Origin of the sequence: Nitrospirillum pindoramense (assembly GCF_007827955.1) — a bacterium.
GTDB classification, from domain to species: Bacteria; Pseudomonadota; Alphaproteobacteria; order Azospirillales; family Azospirillaceae; genus Nitrospirillum; species Nitrospirillum amazonense_B.
In genome coordinates this window covers 411396-429284 of record NZ_VITR01000003.1, presented here as the reverse complement: position 1 = coordinate 429284, position 17889 = coordinate 411396, and the positions used below count along the sequence as shown (strand labels likewise).

The following is a 17889-nucleotide window of genomic DNA, read 5'->3' as shown; positions in this document are numbered from 1 at the left end:
GTTATCCTGTCGATGTGGGGCTGGTCTTTCTAGCCTTCGCCAAGTGTTGGGTCGTGTTGTCTTGGAAGGGGATAGTTGGCACCCGTGCCCTTGATTGTGATGCGCGTCACATGTCGACAATTTTAGACGGATTGTGGGCTTCACGGTTGAGTTGCTGCATTGGCGGGCTATTGCGGGCCAAAGTGGCTCTACTGCACGTTGCCAACAGCGAAGCTCGGCAGCCGGTCATTCAAGGCTCACCTGTGGTCGCGGCTCGGTTGCAGGTCGGCGTGGCGGGCATATCCTGGCTGCGCCGCCAGCGGATCCCGGAACTGGTGCCGGCAGGGCGCATCTGGTAGTGTCCACACGATTTTTAGCCCCCACTTCTTGTGGCGCCGCCTGTCGCGGGCCATCGAGTCCAGGGGGATGGCGCCGAAGGGGCGGGCCGTGCGGGCGCGCCCCTGGTCGCGTGTTCGCAAAAAACGGGTTGGGCCCCATGACCGCCAAGACGTTCGCCATCGCTTCCGATCACGCTGGCACCGAGTTGAAGGCCGCCCTGAAAACGCTGCTGGAAGAGCAGGGCGTGGCCGTCCTGGACCTGGGCACCAACGGTCCCGCCAGCGTCGACTATCCCAATTTCGCCGATGCCGTCGCCGCCGCCCTGGCCGATGGCCGGGCCGAGGCCGGTGTGCTGATCTGCGGCACCGGCATCGGCATCAGCATCGCCGCCAACAGGCACCGCCACGTGCGGGCGGCGCTGTGCCACGACATCACCACCGCCCGCCTGTGCCGCCAGCACAACGACGCCAATGTCCTGGTGCTGGGGGCCCGCATCGTCGGGGCGGAAGTGGCGCGCGATTGCACCTTGGCTTTCCTGTCCACGCCGTATGAAGGGGGACGTCACGCCCGGCGCGTTGCCATGCTGGGCTGAAGGCGCTTTTTCCGGGACCGGCGCCCCGGCGCGGGTCCAGACGACGCGGATCCCGCATCATAGAGGGTTGTCACAATGGCTTTTACTCAAAGCGCCGGCTTTTTCAGCGATACGCTCGCGGCGGCCGATCCCGATCTCGCCCGCGTCCTCGGTGAGGAGCTGCATCGCCAGCAGGACCAGATCGAGCTGATCGCGTCGGAGAACATCGTCTCCCGCGCCGTGCTGGAGGCCCAGGGCTCCGTCCTGACCAACAAGTACGCCGAAGGCTATCCGTCCAAGCGTTACTACGGCGGTTGCGAGTATGTCGACGTGGCCGAACAACTGGCCATCGACCGCGCCAAGGCCCTGTTCGGCTGCGCCTATGCCAACGTCCAGCCGCATTCCGGCGCCCAGGCCAATCAGGCGGTGTTCCTGGCCCTGCTGAAGCCGGGCGACACCTTCATGGGCATGGACCTGACCCATGGCGGCCATCTGACCCACGGCTCCGCCGCCAACCAGTCGGGCAAGTGGTTCAACGTCGTCAGCTATGGCGTGCGTCCTGATGACCACCGCATCGACTACGACGCGATAGAGGCCAAGGCCCGCGAGCACAAGCCCAAGCTGATCATCGCCGGCGCCTCCGCCTACCCGCGTGAGATCGACTTCGCCCGCTTCCGCGCCATCGCGGACGAGATCGGCGCCTATCTGATGGTGGACATGGCCCACTATGCGGGTCTGGTCGCCGCCGGTGTCTATCCCAGCCCGCTGCCGCATGCCCACATCGTCACCACCACCACGCACAAGACCCTGCGCGGTCCGCGTGGCGGCATGATCCTGTCCAACGACCTGGACCTGGGCAAGAAGATCAATTCGGCCGTGTTCCCGGGCCTGCAGGGCGGCCCGCTGATGCACGTCATCGCCGCCAAGGCCGTGGCCTTCGGTGAGGCGCTGAAGCCGGAGTTCAAGGAATACGCCGCCCAGGTGAAGGCCAACGCCCAGGTGCTGGCCGACGTGCTGATCAAGGGCGGCCTGGACATCGTGTCCGGCGGCACCGACAGCCACATCGTCCTGGTCGACCTGCGTCCCAAGAAGCTGACCGGCCGCGACGCCGAGGTCAGCCTGGAACATGCCGGCATGACCTGCAACAAGAACGGCGTGCCCTTCGACCCGGAAAAGCCGATGGTGACCTCCGGCGTCCGCCTGGGCACCCCGGCCGCGACCACGCGCGGCTTCGGCACCGAGGAGTTCCGCCAGGTCGGCGAGATGATCATCGAGGTGCTGGACGCGCTGGCCCAGTCCAACGGCGACAACTCCGCCGCCGAGACGCGGGTGCGGGAAAAGGTTCAGGCGCTTTGCCGGCGCTTCCCAATTTACTGACACCCGATTGACCGAAACAAGGCCGGTTGAACGGCCTCATAAGGAGGGGGAACAGGAGTAATGCGCTGCCCGTTTTGTGGTAACGACGATACCCAGGTGAAGGATTCCCGGCCTACCGAGGATAACTCCGCCATCCGCCGCCGCCGCTTCTGCCCCTCCTGCGGCGCGCGGTTCACGACGTTCGAGCGTGTGCAGCTGCGCGAGCTGACCGTGGTGAAGGCGACCGGGCAGCGCGAACCCTTCGACCGCGAGAAGGTCTTGCGGTCGATGCGGGTTGCTTTGCGCAAGCGTCCGGTGGACGCCGACCGCATCGACCGGGTGGTCAATTCCATCGTTCGTCAGCTTGAGTCGTCCGGCGAGACGGAAATCCCGTCGAAGCAGATCGGCAGCATGGTGATGGACACGCTGGCCCAGTTGGACCAGATCGCCTACATCCGCTATGCCTCGGTCTATAAGGACTTCCGTGAAGTGGCCGATTTCAATGAGTTCGTCGGCCACCTTAAGACCGATCCTGAGGCCTGACGGCGGCCGGTGCGAGCATCGTCTTGTGTCGCCGTAGGACGCGACGGCGTCCGCCGCAGATTTTCGGGTAGCGTGAGCGGACCGAAAATCGAGGATCAGCCAAGCCGCCGGATGGCGGCGCCCGGCGCCTGAGGGCGGATGTAACAGACATCAGGCGGGGCTTGAACGGGCCCCGCCTGACGGCCCATCCTGAGCACTTGAGGAGAGGCCGCATGACCCATGCCCATTTCACCGCCGACGATGTCGCGCACATGCGCGCCGCCCTGTCCCTGGCATCGCGTGGACTGGGGCGCTGCTGGCCCAACCCCGCCGTGGGCTGCGTCATCGTCCGCGACGGCTGTGTCGTCGGCCGGGGCTGGACCCAACCCGGTGGCCGGCCGCACGCCGAGACGGTGGCCTTGGCCCAGGCCGCCGGCGCCGCCGAGGGCGCCACGGCTTATGTCACCCTGGAACCCTGCAGCCATGTCGGCAAGACGCCGCCCTGCGCCGACGCCCTGGTGGCCGCTGGTGTAGCCCGGGTGGTCGTCGCCATCGGCGACCCCGACCCCCGCGTCTCCGGCCGGGGAATCGCGCGCCTGCGCGCCGCGGGAATCGCCGTGGACCTGGGCTTGCTGGAGGAGGAGGCTGGGCTGGTGACGGAGGGTTTCCTGCGGCGCGTGACCGAGGGGCGCCCCATGGTGACGCTGAAGCTGGCCACCACGCTGGACGGGCGCATCGCCACCAAGGCGCACGAAAGTCAATGGATCACCGGCCCTGTCGCACGCTCCTGGGGCCATGGCCTGCGCGCCACCCATGACGCCATCATGGTGGGCATCGGCACCGCCTTGGCCGACGATCCGGAACTGACCTGCCGCTTGCCCGGGCTGGAGGACCGCTCCCCCGTCCGCATCGTGGTCGACAGCCGCCTGCGCCTGCCGCTGACCAGCCGGCTGGTGCGCGACGCCCGGCGCGTGCCGGTCTGGGTGGCGACCCTGGCCGGGGGCGATGCCCACCGCCGCCGCGCCTATCAGGACTGCGGCGTCGAGGTCATCGAGATCGAACCGGATGCCGGCGGCGTCATGCCCTTGCGCGCCGTGCTGGCGGCGCTGGGCGGGCGCGGCCTGACCCGGGTGCTGGTGGAGGGGGGCGCGCAGCTGGCGGCGTCTCTGTTCAAGGAGGATCTGGTCGACCGGTTGGAATGGTATCGCGCGGCCAAGGTCATCGGCGGCGACGGCCTTGCGGCGGCGCAGGGCTTCGGCCTGGAACGGTTGGATGGCGCGCCGCGCTTCGCCTGCGTGGATGTGCGCGCCGCCGGCGATGACAAGGCGGAGAGCTATCGCCGCATCGAGTGACCGGCCTGCGGTCACGCGCGGGAAACGTCCGCATTTTCCACTCGCCAGCCGCGGCGGCCGGGCCTAGTTTGTCGCCATGTTTACTGGACTCATCACGGATGTCGGGCAGGTCACCGCTGTTGAACGGCGTGGCGATACCCGTTTCACCATCGCCACCGGGTTCGACCTGGAGACGATCGCCATCGGTGCCTCCATCGCCTGCAACGGCGTCTGCCTGACGGTGGTGGAGACGGGCCAAGGGGGCGACCAGGGCGGCGGCCGGGGCTGGTTCAAGGTGGACGTCTCCGCCGAGACCCATTCCAAGACCACCACCGGCACCTGGCAGGCCGGCACGCCCGTGAACCTGGAGCGGTCCCTGCGCCTGGGTGATGAACTGGGCGGTCACCTGGTCTATGGCCATGTCGACGGTGTCATCGACATCGCCGACGTTCAGCCGGATGGGGACAGCCAGCGCTGGTGGTTCGACGCGCCGCCGCATCTGGCGCGCTTCATCGCCGCCAAGGGCTCCGTCGCCCTGGATGGCGTCTCGCTGACCGTGAACTCTGTCGAGGGCACGCGTTTCGGTATCAACATCATCCCCCATACCCAGGAAAAGACGACCTTCCAGCATCTGAAGGCCGGCGGGGTGGTGAACTTGGAAGTCGACATGCTGGCGCGTTACGTCGCCCGTCTGGTGGAAACGAAATAATGAGCAACACGCCGGTTTCCGTGGCCCTGTCCAGCCCCGAGGAATTGATCGAGGAGGCCCGCGCCGGCCGCATGTTCATCCTGGTGGATGACGAGGACCGCGAGAACGAGGGTGATCTGGTCATCCCGGCGGAGTGCTGCGACGCGGCGGCGGTGAACTTCATGGCCCGGCACGGCCGCGGCCTGATCTGCCTGTCCATGGATCAGGCCCAGATCAACCGCCTGAACCTGCCGCTGATGTCGCGGGACAACGCCTCCCGCCACCAGACCGCGTTTACCGTGTCGATCGAGGCGCGGGAAGGGGTCACCACCGGCATTTCCGCCCCCGACCGCGCCCGCACCATCGCCGTCGCCATCGACCCCAACAGCGGTCCGCAGGATATCGCCTCTCCCGGCCATATCTTCCCGCTGGTGGCGCGCGACGGTGGCGTGCTGGTTCGCGCCGGCCATACCGAGGCCGCGGTGGACATCGCCCGCCTGGCGGGCAAGCTGCCGGCCGGCGTGATCTGCGAGATCATGAAGGACGATGGCACCATGGCCCGCCTGCCGGACCTGCTGCCCTTCGCCGCCGAGCATGGCCTGAAGATCGGCACCATCGCCGACCTGATCGCCTATCGCCGCCGCACCGAGACGTTGGTGGAGCGTGTCTACACCACCGCCATCGAAAGCCGCCATGGCGGCCACTTCACCGTCCATGTCTACAAGAACCGGATCACCGGGGCGGAGCATCTGGCCCTGGTCATGGGTGACGTGAACGACGGCCGGCCGGTGCTGGCCCGCATGCACGCGCTGGAGGTGGTGCACGACCTGCTGGGCGACGTGCGGCGCCAGGGAGCCGGTGACCTGGACATCGCCATGAGCACCGTGGCGCGCGAGGGGCGGGGCGTCATCGTCGTCATCCGCGACGCGCAGCCCTTCTCGCTGGTGGATCGGCTGCGGGCGCTGGATGGCGCCGGCACGCCCGACGGCGGCCAGCTGCGCGACTATGGCGTGGGCGCGCAGATCCTGCTGGACCTGGGGGTCAAGGAACTGCACCTGCTGACCAACAATCCCAAGACCCTGGTGGGCGTGGATGGGTATGGCTTGACCATCCTCAGCCAGCGCGCCATTCCGCCGCGTCCCCCCGCCCTCTGAGGAGCCGGTCTTTGGCCGAATCCCCCCACCTGATGATCGTCGAGGCCCGGTTCCATGAGGACATCGGCGAGGAGCTGGTGCGCGGGGCCGCGGCCGAGATCACCAAGGCGGGGGCGACCTACGAGCACTTCCAGGTGCCCGGCGCCTTCGAACTGCCAGCGGCGCTGCAGTACGCGGTGAAGTCCATGGACTTCTATTCCGGCCGCCGCCGCTTCGACGGCTATGTGGCGCTGGGCTGCCTCATCCGGGGCGAGACCACGCACTACGACACCGTGGCGGCCGAATGCGCCCGGGGCCTGAACGACCTGGTGCTGCGCCACACCCTGGCCTTGGGCTATGGCGTGCTGACCGTGGAGAATCGGGAACAGGCCTGGGCCCGCGCGTCGGTGACGCAGAAAAACCGGGGTGGGGAGGCGGCGCGCGCCTGCCTGGACATGATCGAGCTGAAGCGCCAGTTCAGATTGAATACGCGCTGATGCGCGACGCCCTCAGGCGGCGGGCGGCCTCGCCCGTGGCCTTGCTCATTCTCGCTTTCCAGTCCGCTGCGCTGCCCGAAAAGCTCCGGCCGCCGCGGTCCCAGCCTAAATAGGCGCGGCTTGGCGGTGGCGTCTGTCGCATCTTGGCGACCGCTTTGCGGGCAGGCCGGCTATGCCGGATGATTTTTCGGTTGGCCGGCGGGCCCGGCTGCCGCATCTTTCCCTACTTTCCATTCCCCCTTCCTTCCTGGCGAAAAGCGTTTCCGACATCATGGCTCCCCGTAAAAAGGTCACCCCCCCCGCGCCCACGCCGGAAGTGAAGCCCCCCGTGCCCAAGCGCGCCGGTTCGGCCAAGGCGCGGCGCAGCGCCGCCCGCCTGAACGCCGTCCAGGCGCTGTACCAGATCGAGCTGACCGAAAGCTCGCCCGAGGTGATCATCACCGAATACGCCAACTACCGCCTGGGGCAGGAGTTGGACGGCGACCGGTACGTCTCGGCCGATGGAGAATTGTTCGCGGCCATCGTGCGCGGCGCCACCTCGCGTCAGCATGAAATCGACCCGGTGCTGGCCCAGGCGCTGGACCGCCAGCACCTGGACCGGCTGGAGCTTCTGCTGCGCGCCATCCTGCGCGCCGGCGCGTGGGAGCTGCTGTCCGGTGGCGACACCGCCGCCCGTATCGTCATCAACGACTACATCGACGTGGCCCACGGCTTCTTCGCCGGCCGGGAACCCGGCATGATCAATGGCGTTCTGGATCGGGTCGCCCGCATCGTCCGGCCGGATGAGATGGCCGCCCGCGCGGGCGGCAACGCCCCGGCCTGATCGGTTCCGGCTGGCTCTCCCCCCGAGGGGCGTTTGAAACCGGGCGTTTTTGAAGGGGCGATCCCGCGGATGGTGGATCCAGGTTCTGATCCCGGCACCCCGACGGCGGCACCGGCCGTGCCGCCGGAGACTGCCGCGCCGCTGGGCGAATTCGATCGCATCGCCCGCTATTTCCGCCCCCTGGCCCAAGGGTTTCCTGGCGCGCAGGGGCTGCGTGACGATGCCGCCTACGTCACCGTGCCGCCTGGCAAGGAACTGGTGGTGACGACGGATGCCATGGTGGCCGGCGTCCATTTCTTTCCCGACGACGCGCCGGTGCTGGTGGCGGGCAAGCTGTTGCGCACCAACCTGTCCGACCTGGCGGCCAAGGGGGCGGAGCCCCTGGCCTATAGCCTGGTCACCAGCCTGCCCCGCACCCTGCCGGAGGCGTGGCTGGCCGGATTCGCCAGCGGCCTGGCGGCGGACCAGGCCGAATTCGGCATCCATCTGCTGGGCGGGGACAGCACCGTCACCGACGGTCCCATCACCCTGGCCATCAGCGCCCTGGGCCTGATCGACGCCGGCACGGCCGTGCGCCGCCGGGGGGCGGGACCGGGCGATCTGGTGTTCGTCACGGGCACCATCGGGGATTCCACCCTGGGGCTGGCCCTGGCGCGTCAGCGCAAGGGGCCGGTGCCGGAGGAGGATCGCCAGTTCCTGCTTGATCGCTTCTATCGTCCCCGGCCGCGCCTGGGATTGGGCCCGGTGCTGCGCGCCGGCGCCACGGCGTCGGCCGACGTGTCGGACGGCCTGCTGGCCGACCTGGGGCATATCGTGCGCGAAAGCGGCCTGGTGGCCATGATCGAGGCGGAGCGTGTTCCCCTGTCGCCGCCGGCGCGGCGCATGCTGGCCGCCCATGCCTGCACCATCGCCGACCTGGTCACCGGCGGCGAGGATTACGAGGTGGTGTTCACCGCGCCGCCCGCCGCCCGCGCGCCCATCATGGCGGCGGCGGCCAAGGCCAAGATGACCGTCACCGAGATCGGGACCCTGCGTCCGCTGCCCGCCGGGGGCGGGTGGACGGATGGCACGGGCCCCGCCCGGCTGGTGGATGTCATGGGCCGGGACATCACTCCCCGCGTCGCCGGCTGGCAGCACTTCTGATCCTGGTCTATGGTGGAGCGGGGCTGCCTTGCCATTGGCACGGCACGGTTTTTTAACGTCCAGGCGTTAGGATGGCGCGGGGACGGGCAGCCGCCCCACGGTCTTCCCACTGGATGTCCTGTCGATGAAGAAAATTCTTTTCCTGTTGGTGGCTCTGCTGGCGCTGATCGGCGCCGGCGTGGGCGGCTATATCTTCCTTGTGCACAAGGAAGCGCAGCCCAAGGTCGAGGAGGAGAAGAAGAAGCCTGTGGGACCGCCGCAGTTCGTGGATATCGGCCCGTTCGTCCTGCCGGTCATGGGCGAGAAGCAGATCGAACAGAACCTGTTGCTGCAGGTGCAAATCCAGGTGCCGACCGACGAGGCCAAGGAAAAGGTGAAGGAGCAGCGCTATCGCCTGCAGAACGCCTATATCGAGGCCCTGTACGGCAAGCTGGGGCAGCAGCAGATCAAGGCCGGCCAGGTCATCGACGTGGTGCAGGTGCGCCGCTGGCTGATCGACGCGACCACCAAGGTGATGGGCGAGGGCGTGGTGGACGACGTGCTGATCCAGGCCGTGAACCAGCATCCCGCCTACTGACGGTTGAAAGGGGCTGCGCATGGATATCCGCCCCTACCGCGCTGGCGACGAGTCGGACATCGCGGCGCTGATCGTCCCCATCCAGCAGGGGGAGTTCGGCATCCCCATAAGCTATGAGGACCAGCCGGATCTGCGCGACATTCCAGGCTTTTACCTGATGGGCGCCGGCCAGTTCTGGGTGGCGGTGGAAGGGGATGCCATCGTCGGCAGCATCGCCCTGAAGGACATCGGCGGCGGCGCCGGCGCCCTTCGCAAGATGTTCGTGGCCCCCAGCCACCGTGGCGTCCCCCATCGGGCGGCGGTGCGGCTGTTGGCGGTTTTGCTGGCCCATGCCAAGGAGGTGGGCCTCACCTCCCTGTATTTGGGCACGACAGCTAAGTTCTTGGCCGCCCATCGCTTTTATGAGAAAAGCGGTTTTTCCCAGATTACCCCTGATGAGTTACCCCCAACCTTTCCCCGCATGGCGGTGGATACGCGGTTTTACTTCCTGTCTCTTTAGGGCGTTTCCTACGAACGATTGCTTAGGCCCTGTTTCCATGTCACTTTTTCAAGGCTAAGCGGCGACTGACACCCAACGTCCAGAATTGGGGCGGCCGCCGTTCTGGGAAACCAGTCTGGGAAAAGGAAACGCCATGACAGGAGTGCTTCCCTTCGTATGGGGGTGCGGCGCCTTGGCCGTGCTCTATGGTCTTTTCACCGCCAGATCCGTTCTCGCATCCAGCCCGGGCAACGCCCGCATGCTGGAAATCGCCGCCGCCATCCAGGTGGGGGCGGGGGCTTACCTGAACCGCCAGTACCGCACCATCGCCGTGGTGGGCGTGGTTCTCGCCATCCTGCTGTACGTCACCCTGAAATGGTACGTCGCCTTGGGCTTCGTCGTGGGGGCGGTGCTCTCGGGGGCGGCCGGCTACATTGGCATGAATGTCTCGGTACGCGCCAACGTGCGGACGGCGGAGGCGTCGCGCCACGGCCTGGCGGCGGGCCTGTCCATCGCCTTCCGCTCGGGTGCGGTCACCGGCATGCTGGTCGCCGGCTTGGCCCTGCTGGGCGTGTCGGGCTATTTCGGACTGCTTTCCCAACTGGGGATCGCCGGGCGGCCCCTGGTCGACGCCCTGGTGGCGCTGGGCTTCGGCGCATCCCTCATCTCCATCTTCGCGCGCCTGGGCGGCGGCATCTTCACCAAGGGGGCGGATGTCGGCGCCGACCTAGTGGGCAAGGTCGAGGCCGGCATTCCCGAGGATGATCCGCGCAATCCCGCCGTGATCGCCGACAATGTCGGCGACAACGTGGGCGATTGCGCCGGCATGGCCGCCGACCTGTTCGAGACCTATGCCGTCACCACGGTGGCGACCATGGTGCTGGCCTCCATCTTCTTCGCCGGCACGGACCTGCTGGCGCCCTTGATGCTGTATCCGCTGGCCATCGGCGGGGTCTGCATCATCACCTCCATCATCGGCACCTATTTCGTGCGATTGGGGGCCAGCGGCAACATCATGGGCGCGCTGTACAAGGGGCTGATCGCCACCGGCGTCCTGTCTCTGGTCGGCATCTGGGCCGTCACCTACTGGGTGCTGCCCGACCATCTGGCCACCGCCTTCTCCGTCAACGGCAAGGACTTCACCGGCCAGACCCTCTATTGCTGCGCCGTTGTCGGCCTGCTGGTCACAGCGTTGATTGTCTGGATCACCGAGTACTATACCGGCACGAACTACCGTCCGGTGAAGTCGGTGGCGCAAAGCTCCACCACCGGCCACGGCACCAACGTCATCCAGGGCCTGGCCATTTCCATGGAGTCGACGGCCCTGCCGGCCATCGTCATCTGCGCCGCCATCCTGGTGACCCATCTGATGGCGGGCCTGATGGGCATCGCCATCGCCGTCACCAGCATGCTGGCGCTGGCCGGCATGATCGTGGCCCTGGACGCCTATGGCCCCGTCACCGACAACGGCGGCGGCATCGCGGAAATGGCGGACCTGCCCGGCGACGTGCGGGTCACCACCGACGCGCTGGACGCCGTTGGCAACACCACCAAGGCGGTGACCAAGGGGTACGCCATCGGCTCGGCCGGCCTGGGCGCCCTGGTGCTGTTCGCCGCCTATAACGAGGACCTGCACTATTTCATGAGCAAGCCCGACGACTATCCCTACTTCGCGGATCTGTCGGGCAAGCTGGACTTCGGCCTGGACAACCCCTTCGTCGTGGTGGGCCTGATCCTGGGGGGGCTGCTGCCCTTCCTGTTCGGTGCCATGGGCATGACGGCGGTGGGCCGTGCCGCCGGTTCCGTGGTGGAGGAGGTGCGGCGGCAGTTCCGGGAGAACACCGGCATCATGGCCGGCACGTCGAAGCCGGATTACGGCCGGGCCGTCGACCTGCTGACCCGGGCCGCCATCAAGGAGATGATCATCCCCTCGCTGCTGCCGGTGCTGGCGCCGGTGGCCCTGTATTTCATCATCAACGCCATCGCCGGCAAGGGGGCGGCGTTCTCGGCCGTGGGCGCCATGTTGCTGGGCGTCATCGTCACCGGCCTGTTCGTCGCCATCTCCATGACCTCGGGCGGCGGCGCCTGGGACAACGCCAAGAAGTACATCGAGGAGGGGCACCACGGTGGCAAGGGGTCGGACGCGCACAAGGCGGCCGTGACCGGCGACACGGTGGGCGACCCCTACAAGGACACGGCGGGCCCGGCCGTGAACCCCATGATCAAGATCACGAACATCGTGGCCTTGCTGCTGCTGGCCATCCTGGCCCACGGCTGAGTTACCCACGGCACAGCTTCGGGCGACTCGCGCAAATAAAAACCCCGGCGGGACGATGTCGCGCCGGGGTTTTGATTCCGTCGTGGAGGTGGATGCTCAGCCGCCGCCCTTCTTCTTCTTGTCGTCCTTCTTCTTCTCGCGGTTGAGGTTACCCATCAACTGCTCAAGGAAGGTGACCTCATGGCCCGCCGTCGGGGTTTCCCGATCCTCGGGGCTGATGTCCTGCTGCTGGTTCAGGTCGATGTCGCCAATGGAGTTGACGACGCCCTGGTCGTTGAAGCTGACCTGCAGCACCCGCTGCTGAACGATATCGGGATCGAAGAAGGCTTCGTTCTCGGTGATGGCGCCGATGTAGTACCAGACGTTGGCATCGACCGTGCTGGTGGTACTGGGCGAGCCCAGGGCCTTCTGCACGTCTTCCTTGGTGCTGGTCCCGGGGTGGACATCGGCCAAGCGGCGATTTTCCACCAGGTTGCCGCGGTTGTTGATGGTGGGCGTGCAGGCCGTCAGCCCGATCCCGACAAGGCCCAGGCCAAGCAGGCCAGCGGGGGACAGCAACTTAAGGGTCTTGTTCGGCATGGTCTAAGACGTTAATCCCAAGAGCGTTGATCGCGGGTCGGCCCCATTCCACGATTGAGGCATCGCCCGTCCGTCGCAGGGGGATGCGATAATCCGGCGCGGAGCACCAACCGGCCCGGGTTTCCTGTCATCCCCATCCGGCGCGACGTCCCGCGTCACGCTTGACCGGTGGATGACCACCCCCCATCTGGCCGGTGACAATCGCACCAGCCGCTTTGTCCTGTCAACGAAAGCCGGGTACCGCGCCGTGATTGCCTTGCTGAAGTCCCTGTTCGGCCGTAACCGCCACCAAGCCGCGGTTCTGCGCCTGTACGCCGGTATCGTCGAGCAGGCGCGCCACCCCACCTTTTACACCGCGTCGGCGGGCGAGGGGCGCGGCGTTCCCGATACCGTGGAGGGGCGGTTCGAGGTGGTGACCCTGCATGCCTGGCTGGTGATGCGCCGGCTGGCGGCCGAGGGGCCGGATTTCGCGGCCCTGAACCAGGCCCTGTTCGACCATATGTTCACCGACCTGGACTTCAGCCTGAGGGAGTTGGGCGCCAGCGAAATGGTCGTGGGCAAGAAGGTGAAGGACCTGGGCACGCATTTCTATGGCCGCGCCGACGCCTACGAGTCGGGCCTGAAAGAGGCGGCGCCGGCGCTGGAGGCCGCGCTGGACCGCAACCTTTTCGGCTCCACCCTGCCCGATGGGCCGGAAGTGGCCGCCGTCGCGGCTTACGTCCGGTCCTCCGCCGACCGGCTGGGCGCCATGCCTCTGGCCGACATCCTGGCGCGGGGGCCGGTCTTCGCCGCCCCGCCGGTCCTGTAAGCCTCGCGTTTGCTAATTCTTATCGCCCCTTACCCCTATTGCCATTGAGCGTGTGGAGTTGCCGTCATGGCCGACATGACCCCCGAGTTTTCCCGCCCCGTCATCGCCGACAAGGTCTCCGCCCGCGAAAGCGTGGAGAAGATCACCGCCACACCGGCGGAACGCGCCGCCCTGGCCAAGCGCCTGGATCTGGTGTCGCTGGATAGCCTGACGGCGCTCGTGCGCCTGCGCCGCATCCGGGGTGGTCAGATGGTGCGCGTCACCGGCGAGCTGGAGGCCGAGGTGGTGCAGAGCTGCGTGGTGACGTTGGAGCCCTTGGCCGCCAGCGTGCGCGACAGCTTCCAGGCCCTGTTCGCCCCGGCCCACCTGGTGCCCAAGGACGAGGAGGACCTGGAGAACCTGGGGCTGGATGACGAGGCCGACCCGCCCGAGCCCATCGAGAACGGACGCATCGACATCGGTGAGCTGGTGGCCCAGCATCTTTCCCTGGCCCTGGAGCCTTACCCACGCAAGGCGGACGCCGAGCGGTTCGTGCATGTCGAGGATTGGGAGGGCGAGGGCGAGTTTCCCGACGCGCCCAATGAACCGCCCCCGGATATGGAGGGGGCGGACGCGGGGCCGCAGGACATGGAAGGGCCGGAGTCGCCGGCCACCAAAGCCGCGACTCCGGCCGACGAGGGGGGGGAGACCAAGCCCAACCCCTTTGCCGCCCTTGCGAAGCTGCGCCCCAAGACTTAATTTGGTCTTTGGCGCTTGCCCTTTGTCGGGATTTCAAGTAATCAAAGCGCCCTGTTTCATCCGGTCCAGGGCTGGGCCGGGTTCCTTGTCGTTTGGCCCCGTGTCGTTTTCCGCAAGCCCGTCCCCAGTAAATTGGGGGTGGGAAAAGGACGGCGATTTCGCTAAAGCATGGGGTCTGACGATGATTAGCAAGACGGCACGTGAGTGGTCGTCTTAATCGAGTAGAGAGTAGACGATCATGGCCGTTCCTAAGAAAAAGACCTCCCAGTCTCGCCGCAACATGCGCCGTTCGCACCACGCCATCAGCGCCGGTGCGCACCACGAGTGCAGCAACTGCGGTGAGCTGACCCGCCCGCACCACGTGTGTGGCTCTTGCGGCCACTACGACGGCCGTGAGGTCGTCGTCGACACTGCTGCCGCTGCCGCCTGATCCGGTTCGCCCCGGTGCTTGAGGAGGTCGCTGTCCGGTGAGCACACGCCTGCGAATCGCCCTTGACGCGATGGGCGGCGATCATGCCCCGGACATGGTGGTGGACGGTGCGGATATCGCACGCGAACGCTGCCCCAATGTCGACTTCCTGTTCGTCGGTGACGAGCAGCGCATCAGCGCGCTGCTCGATTCCCGGCCGGCGCTGAAGGCGATTTCCCAGGTGCGCCATACCGCTGACGTTGTGGCCATGGACGCGAAGCCGTCCGTGGCCCTTCGTGCTGGTCGCGGCTCCAGCATGCGCCTGGCCATCGATGCCGTGGCCGCGGGCGAGGCGGCGTGTGTCGTCTCCGCCGGCAACACCGGCGCTCTGATGGCCATGGCCAAGTTCGTGCTGAAGACGCTGCCTGGCATCGACAGGCCGGCGATCGCGTCCATGTTGCCCACGATGCGGGGCGACTGCGTGATGCTGGACCTGGGTGCCAACCTCGAATGCGACGCCGACAACCTGGTGCAGTTCGCCGTGCTGGGCACGGTGTTCGCCCAGACGGTGTTGGGCCTGCTGGAACCGACCATCGGTTTGCTGAACGTCGGTTCGGAAGAGCAGAAGGGCCACGAGTCCATCCGCGCCGCCGCGACAGCCCTGCGCGCCACGCCCCTGGCCCGCAACTTCCACGGCTTCGTGGAGGGAACCGACATCTCCGCCGGTACGGTGGACGTGGTGGTGACCGATGGCTTCACCGGCAATGTCGCGCTGAAGGCCACCGAGGGCGCCGCCAAGCTGATTGGCGAGTTCCTGCGGCGCACCTTCCAATCGTCCTTGCTGGCCAAGCTGGGCTATCTGCTGGCGCGGGGCGCGTTCAACAAGCTGCGCCAGCGCACCGATCCGCGCCGCTACAACGGCGCCATGTTCCTAGGGCTTCAGGGTGTCTGCGTGAAAAGCCACGGCGGCACCGATGGGCTGGGCTTCGCCAACGCCATCTGCGTGGCGGTGGACCTTGTCCAGCATGGCTTCAACGAGAAAATCCGCAAGGAGTTGGCCCTGCTGCAGGAAAGCCTGCAGGCCGCGGCGGCCGCTTCCGGTACCGATCCCCAGGCCGTCGCCCAGTGACGGTCCATCACCTCACGGCTGGTTGACCCATGGTAATGCGCTCCGTCATCGTGGGCTGCGGCTCTTACTTGCCGGCCCGCGTCCTGACCAACGACGATCTGGCCAAGATGGTCGACACCTCGGACGAGTGGATCACCCAGCGCACGGGCATCCGCAGCCGCCACATCGCGGCGGAGGGGGAGAAGACCTCCGACCTGGCGCTGGCCGCCGCCAAGGCGGCGCTGGCCCATGGCAATGTCCCGGTCGATGATCTCGACCTGATCGTGCTGGCCACGGCGACGCCCGACCAGACCTTTCCCGCCACCGCCGCCAAGGTGCAGGCGGCATTGGGGATGACCCGCGGCGCCGCCTTCGACGTGCAGGCCGTCTGCTCCGGCTTCATCTACGCCCTATCGGTGGCGGACAACTTCATCCGGGCCGGCCAGGCGCGGACCGTGTTGGTCATCGGCGCCGAAACCTTCTCCCGCATTCTTGACTGGAACGACCGCGGCACCTGCGTGCTGTTCGGCGACGGCGCCGGCGCCGTCGTGCTGCGCGCCCAGGAAGGCGAGGGCACGGCGCGGGATCGCGGCATCCTGTCCACCCACCTGCACTCCGACGGCCGGCACCACGACCTGCTCTATGTCGACGGCGGCCCATCCTCCACCCAGACCGTGGGCCATGTGCGCATGGCGGGGCAGGAGGTGTTCAAGCACGCCGTGGCCAATTTGGCCGAGGTGGTGGGCGAGGCGCTGGATGCCAACGGCCTGGCGCCTGAAGACCTGGACTGGCTGGTCCCCCATCAGGCCAACCGCCGCATCATCGAGAACACCGCCCGCAAGCTGAAGATGGATGCCAACCAGGTGGTGCTGACCGTGGATCACCACGGCAACACCTCCGCCGCCTCCATCCCGCTGGCATTGTGCGAGGCCGTGACCGATGGCCGCATCAAGCAGGGCGAGTTGGTCTTGCTGGAAGCCATGGGCGGCGGCTTCACCTGGGGCGCCGCCCTGGTGCGCTTCTAAGTCAATCGACCTACCTTGGTATGCGAAGGGGCCTCTGGACAGGGGCCCCTTCATTATTTGAGGCGATGGCGTCGCCGCTTTCGCATCGCACCATTTTTGGGTGCTTCGCAATACCGCCGCACCTTGACGGATGGTCTAGCCAAATCTGACAAGACTTTGGCAAACCTTTGGAATTGACGACTTTACCCGCTGGCATTACCGTTCCCGCAGTTGGCAAAGGGGCCACTGGTCGAGGGAGGGCACCCATGGGAGATCACACCGTCACGCGCGCTCATTTGAGCGAGGCCATCTACCAGGAGGTGGGGCTGTCGCGAAATGAGTCCTCCGTTTTGGTGGAAAGCGTGTTGGATGAGATCGCCGCCGCCTTGGGGCGCGGGGAAATGGTCAAGATTTCTTCCTTTGGCAGCTTCTCCGTCCGGTCCAAGGGGGAGCGCATCGGCCGCAACCCCAAGACGGGTGAGGAAGTGCCGATTCTGCCCCGCCGCGTCCTGGTGTTCCGGGCCAGCCATGTGCTGAAGAATCGCATCAACGAAGTCCTGTCGGCCAACGAGCAATAAGCCATGTCCGGCACGCCCGCGCCTGAGCCCACGGTGCCCGCCGATGGCGGCCCCGAGTCCAGCGACGCTGTCGCCGTGACCGATGCCCTGCCTGAGGGTGGGGATGGGACGGATGAGGCGGACGTGCCGGAAGAAGAGACGCACGGGGAGGTGACCGCCGGGAGCACGCCCGAGCGTGGTGGCCGCAGCGGCGCCAAATCCCCCACCGCCTTCCGCACCATCAGCGAGGTGTCGGCCGAGTTGGACGTGCCGCAGCACGTGCTGCGGTTTTGGGAAACCAAATTCCCTCACATCCGCCCGCTGAAGCGCGGCGGCGGTCGTCGCTATTACCGCCCCGACGATGTGGAGATGCTCCGCCGAATCCAGGTGCTGCTTTATAAGGAAGGCTACACCATCAAGGGGGTGCAACGCCTACTGCGCACTCCGGGTGGACGTCCGCTGCCGTCCCATGGCCCGGCGGCCGATGCGGATGAAGGCGCGGACTCCGGTGACAACGCCTGGACGGAGGCACCATCTCCGCCGCCCCCGCCGGTCCGGATGCAGCCGGAGGAAAAGCTGCGCATCGTCGGCCTGTTCGACCACGACCCCGAGGCCGATCCGGAATGGGCGCGCACCCCGCCGGAACCAGAGCTCCAGGTGCCCCGCGCCCAGGAACCGCGTCCCCCCGAGCCGCGCGCTCAGGAGCCCCGTCGCCTCGCCGGTGAGAAGGGCCTGCCTTCGGCCAAGCGGGAAGCGCTGGGCCAGGTGCTGAGCGACCTTGAAGAGATTCGCGACCTGCTGCGGCGGGTCCTTTAACCCCTTGCCCTGGCCGTCCCGCCGTATCGCCCCGACCGTGCGGGGCCGACGGCGATGCGGGGCCTTACCCCAACCCGGAAAAGATGATCGACCAGGCGACGAGAGCGCCTTTTGGTGGTCCCACGCGTTCGCCTGAGCGTCGCGCCGAGCTATAA

The 17889-nt window shown here is 67.1% G+C and carries 20 protein-coding genes; 19 read left to right on the top strand and 1 reads right to left on the bottom strand.

Translation table 11 applies throughout. The features are described 5' to 3' along the window. The first annotated feature begins 475 nt into the window (after positions 1-475). The 12 genes from rpiB (at position 476) to FBZ90_RS06865 (ending at position 11715) form a co-directional block, all read left to right on the top strand. Positions 476-910, top strand: a complete 435-nt coding sequence (gene rpiB, locus FBZ90_RS06920; protein ID WP_145730310.1) for a ribose 5-phosphate isomerase B — start codon at positions 476-478, stop codon at positions 908-910. Between the two features lie 75 nt (positions 911-985). Next, a complete protein-coding gene (gene glyA, locus FBZ90_RS06915; protein WP_145730308.1) occupies positions 986-2266 on the top strand; it encodes a serine hydroxymethyltransferase in 1281 nt (426 codons plus the stop codon). A gap of 60 nt (positions 2267-2326) precedes the next feature. Continuing rightward, positions 2327-2788 carry a transcriptional regulator NrdR gene (nrdR, locus tag FBZ90_RS06910; RefSeq protein WP_145730306.1) on the top strand — a complete coding sequence of 154 codons (462 nt, stop codon included), beginning with the start codon at positions 2327-2329 and terminating at the stop codon, positions 2786-2788. A 212-nt stretch (positions 2789-3000) separates the two neighbouring features. Further along, complete coding sequence (gene ribD / locus FBZ90_RS06905) at positions 3001-4119, top strand: bifunctional diaminohydroxyphosphoribosylaminopyrimidine deaminase/5-amino-6-(5-phosphoribosylamino)uracil reductase RibD (protein ID WP_246130192.1); 1119 nt, start codon at positions 3001-3003, stop codon at positions 4117-4119. A 76-nt stretch (positions 4120-4195) separates the two neighbouring features. Then, complete coding sequence (locus FBZ90_RS06900; RefSeq protein WP_145730304.1) at positions 4196-4807, top strand: riboflavin synthase; 612 nt, start codon at positions 4196-4198, stop codon at positions 4805-4807. Continuing rightward, positions 4807-5940, top strand: coding sequence for a 3,4-dihydroxy-2-butanone-4-phosphate synthase (gene ribB / locus FBZ90_RS06895; protein ID WP_186455644.1), 1134 nt, complete (start codon positions 4807-4809; stop codon positions 5938-5940). Before FBZ90_RS06900 ends, ribB begins: the two co-directional genes overlap by 1 nt. Positions 5941-5951: 11 nt before the next feature. Then, entirely contained in the window at positions 5952-6416 is a 465-nt protein-coding gene (gene ribH / locus FBZ90_RS06890) for a 6,7-dimethyl-8-ribityllumazine synthase (protein ID WP_145730302.1), read from the top strand. Positions 6417-6687: 271 nt separating this feature from the next. Further along, complete coding sequence (gene nusB / locus FBZ90_RS06885; protein WP_246130191.1) at positions 6688-7239, top strand: transcription antitermination factor NusB; 552 nt, start codon at positions 6688-6690, stop codon at positions 7237-7239. A gap of 69 nt (positions 7240-7308) precedes the next feature. Then, entirely contained in the window at positions 7309-8382 is a 1074-nt protein-coding gene (gene thiL, locus FBZ90_RS06880; protein ID WP_145730297.1) for a thiamine-phosphate kinase, read from the top strand. 124 nt (positions 8383-8506) lie between these two features. Beyond that, positions 8507-8959: a flagellar basal body-associated FliL family protein gene (locus FBZ90_RS06875; RefSeq protein ID WP_145730296.1), complete on the top strand. Its 453-nt coding sequence runs from the start codon at positions 8507-8509 to the stop codon at positions 8957-8959. Between the two features lie 19 nt (positions 8960-8978). Then, a complete protein-coding gene (locus FBZ90_RS06870) occupies positions 8979-9458 on the top strand; it encodes a GNAT family N-acetyltransferase (RefSeq protein ID WP_145730294.1) in 480 nt (159 codons plus the stop codon). A gap of 133 nt (positions 9459-9591) precedes the next feature. Then, positions 9592-11715 carry a sodium-translocating pyrophosphatase gene (locus FBZ90_RS06865; protein ID WP_145730292.1) on the top strand — a complete coding sequence of 708 codons (2124 nt, stop codon included), beginning with the start codon at positions 9592-9594 and terminating at the stop codon, positions 11713-11715. 96 nt (positions 11716-11811) lie between these two features. Here the strand turns inward: FBZ90_RS06865 and FBZ90_RS06860 are convergent, their stop codons facing one another. After that, positions 11812-12294, bottom strand: coding sequence for an outer membrane protein assembly factor BamE (locus FBZ90_RS06860; protein ID WP_145730290.1), 483 nt, complete (start codon positions 12292-12294; stop codon positions 11812-11814). Positions 12295-12466: 172 nt separating this feature from the next. Between FBZ90_RS06860 and FBZ90_RS06855 the strand changes: the two genes are divergently transcribed. The 7 genes from FBZ90_RS06855 (at position 12467) to FBZ90_RS28285 (ending at position 17734) form a co-directional block, all read left to right on the top strand. Further along, positions 12467-13102 (top strand): ubiquinol-cytochrome C chaperone family protein, encoded by a 636-nt coding sequence (locus FBZ90_RS06855; protein ID WP_145730288.1) that lies wholly within the window; start codon positions 12467-12469, stop codon positions 13100-13102. A 66-nt stretch (positions 13103-13168) separates the two neighbouring features. Next, positions 13169-13840: a YceD family protein gene (locus FBZ90_RS06850; RefSeq protein ID WP_145730286.1), complete on the top strand. Its 672-nt coding sequence runs from the start codon at positions 13169-13171 to the stop codon at positions 13838-13840. Positions 13841-14078: 238 nt separating this feature from the next. Further along, complete coding sequence (rpmF, locus tag FBZ90_RS06845) at positions 14079-14270, top strand: 50S ribosomal protein L32 (protein WP_145730284.1); 192 nt, start codon at positions 14079-14081, stop codon at positions 14268-14270. Between the two features lie 37 nt (positions 14271-14307). Then, positions 14308-15378: a phosphate acyltransferase PlsX gene (gene plsX / locus FBZ90_RS06840; RefSeq protein WP_145730282.1), complete on the top strand. Its 1071-nt coding sequence runs from the start codon at positions 14308-14310 to the stop codon at positions 15376-15378. A 29-nt stretch (positions 15379-15407) separates the two neighbouring features. Further along, a complete protein-coding gene (locus FBZ90_RS06835; RefSeq protein ID WP_145730280.1) occupies positions 15408-16382 on the top strand; it encodes a beta-ketoacyl-ACP synthase III in 975 nt (324 codons plus the stop codon). Positions 16383-16627: 245 nt separating this feature from the next. Further along, a complete protein-coding gene (locus FBZ90_RS06830) occupies positions 16628-16939 on the top strand; it encodes an integration host factor subunit alpha (protein WP_145730278.1) in 312 nt (103 codons plus the stop codon). Positions 16940-16942: 3 nt separating this feature from the next. Beyond that, positions 16943-17734, top strand: a complete 792-nt coding sequence (locus FBZ90_RS28285) for a MerR family transcriptional regulator (RefSeq protein WP_246130190.1) — start codon at positions 16943-16945, stop codon at positions 17732-17734. Positions 17735-17889 lie beyond the last annotated feature (155 nt).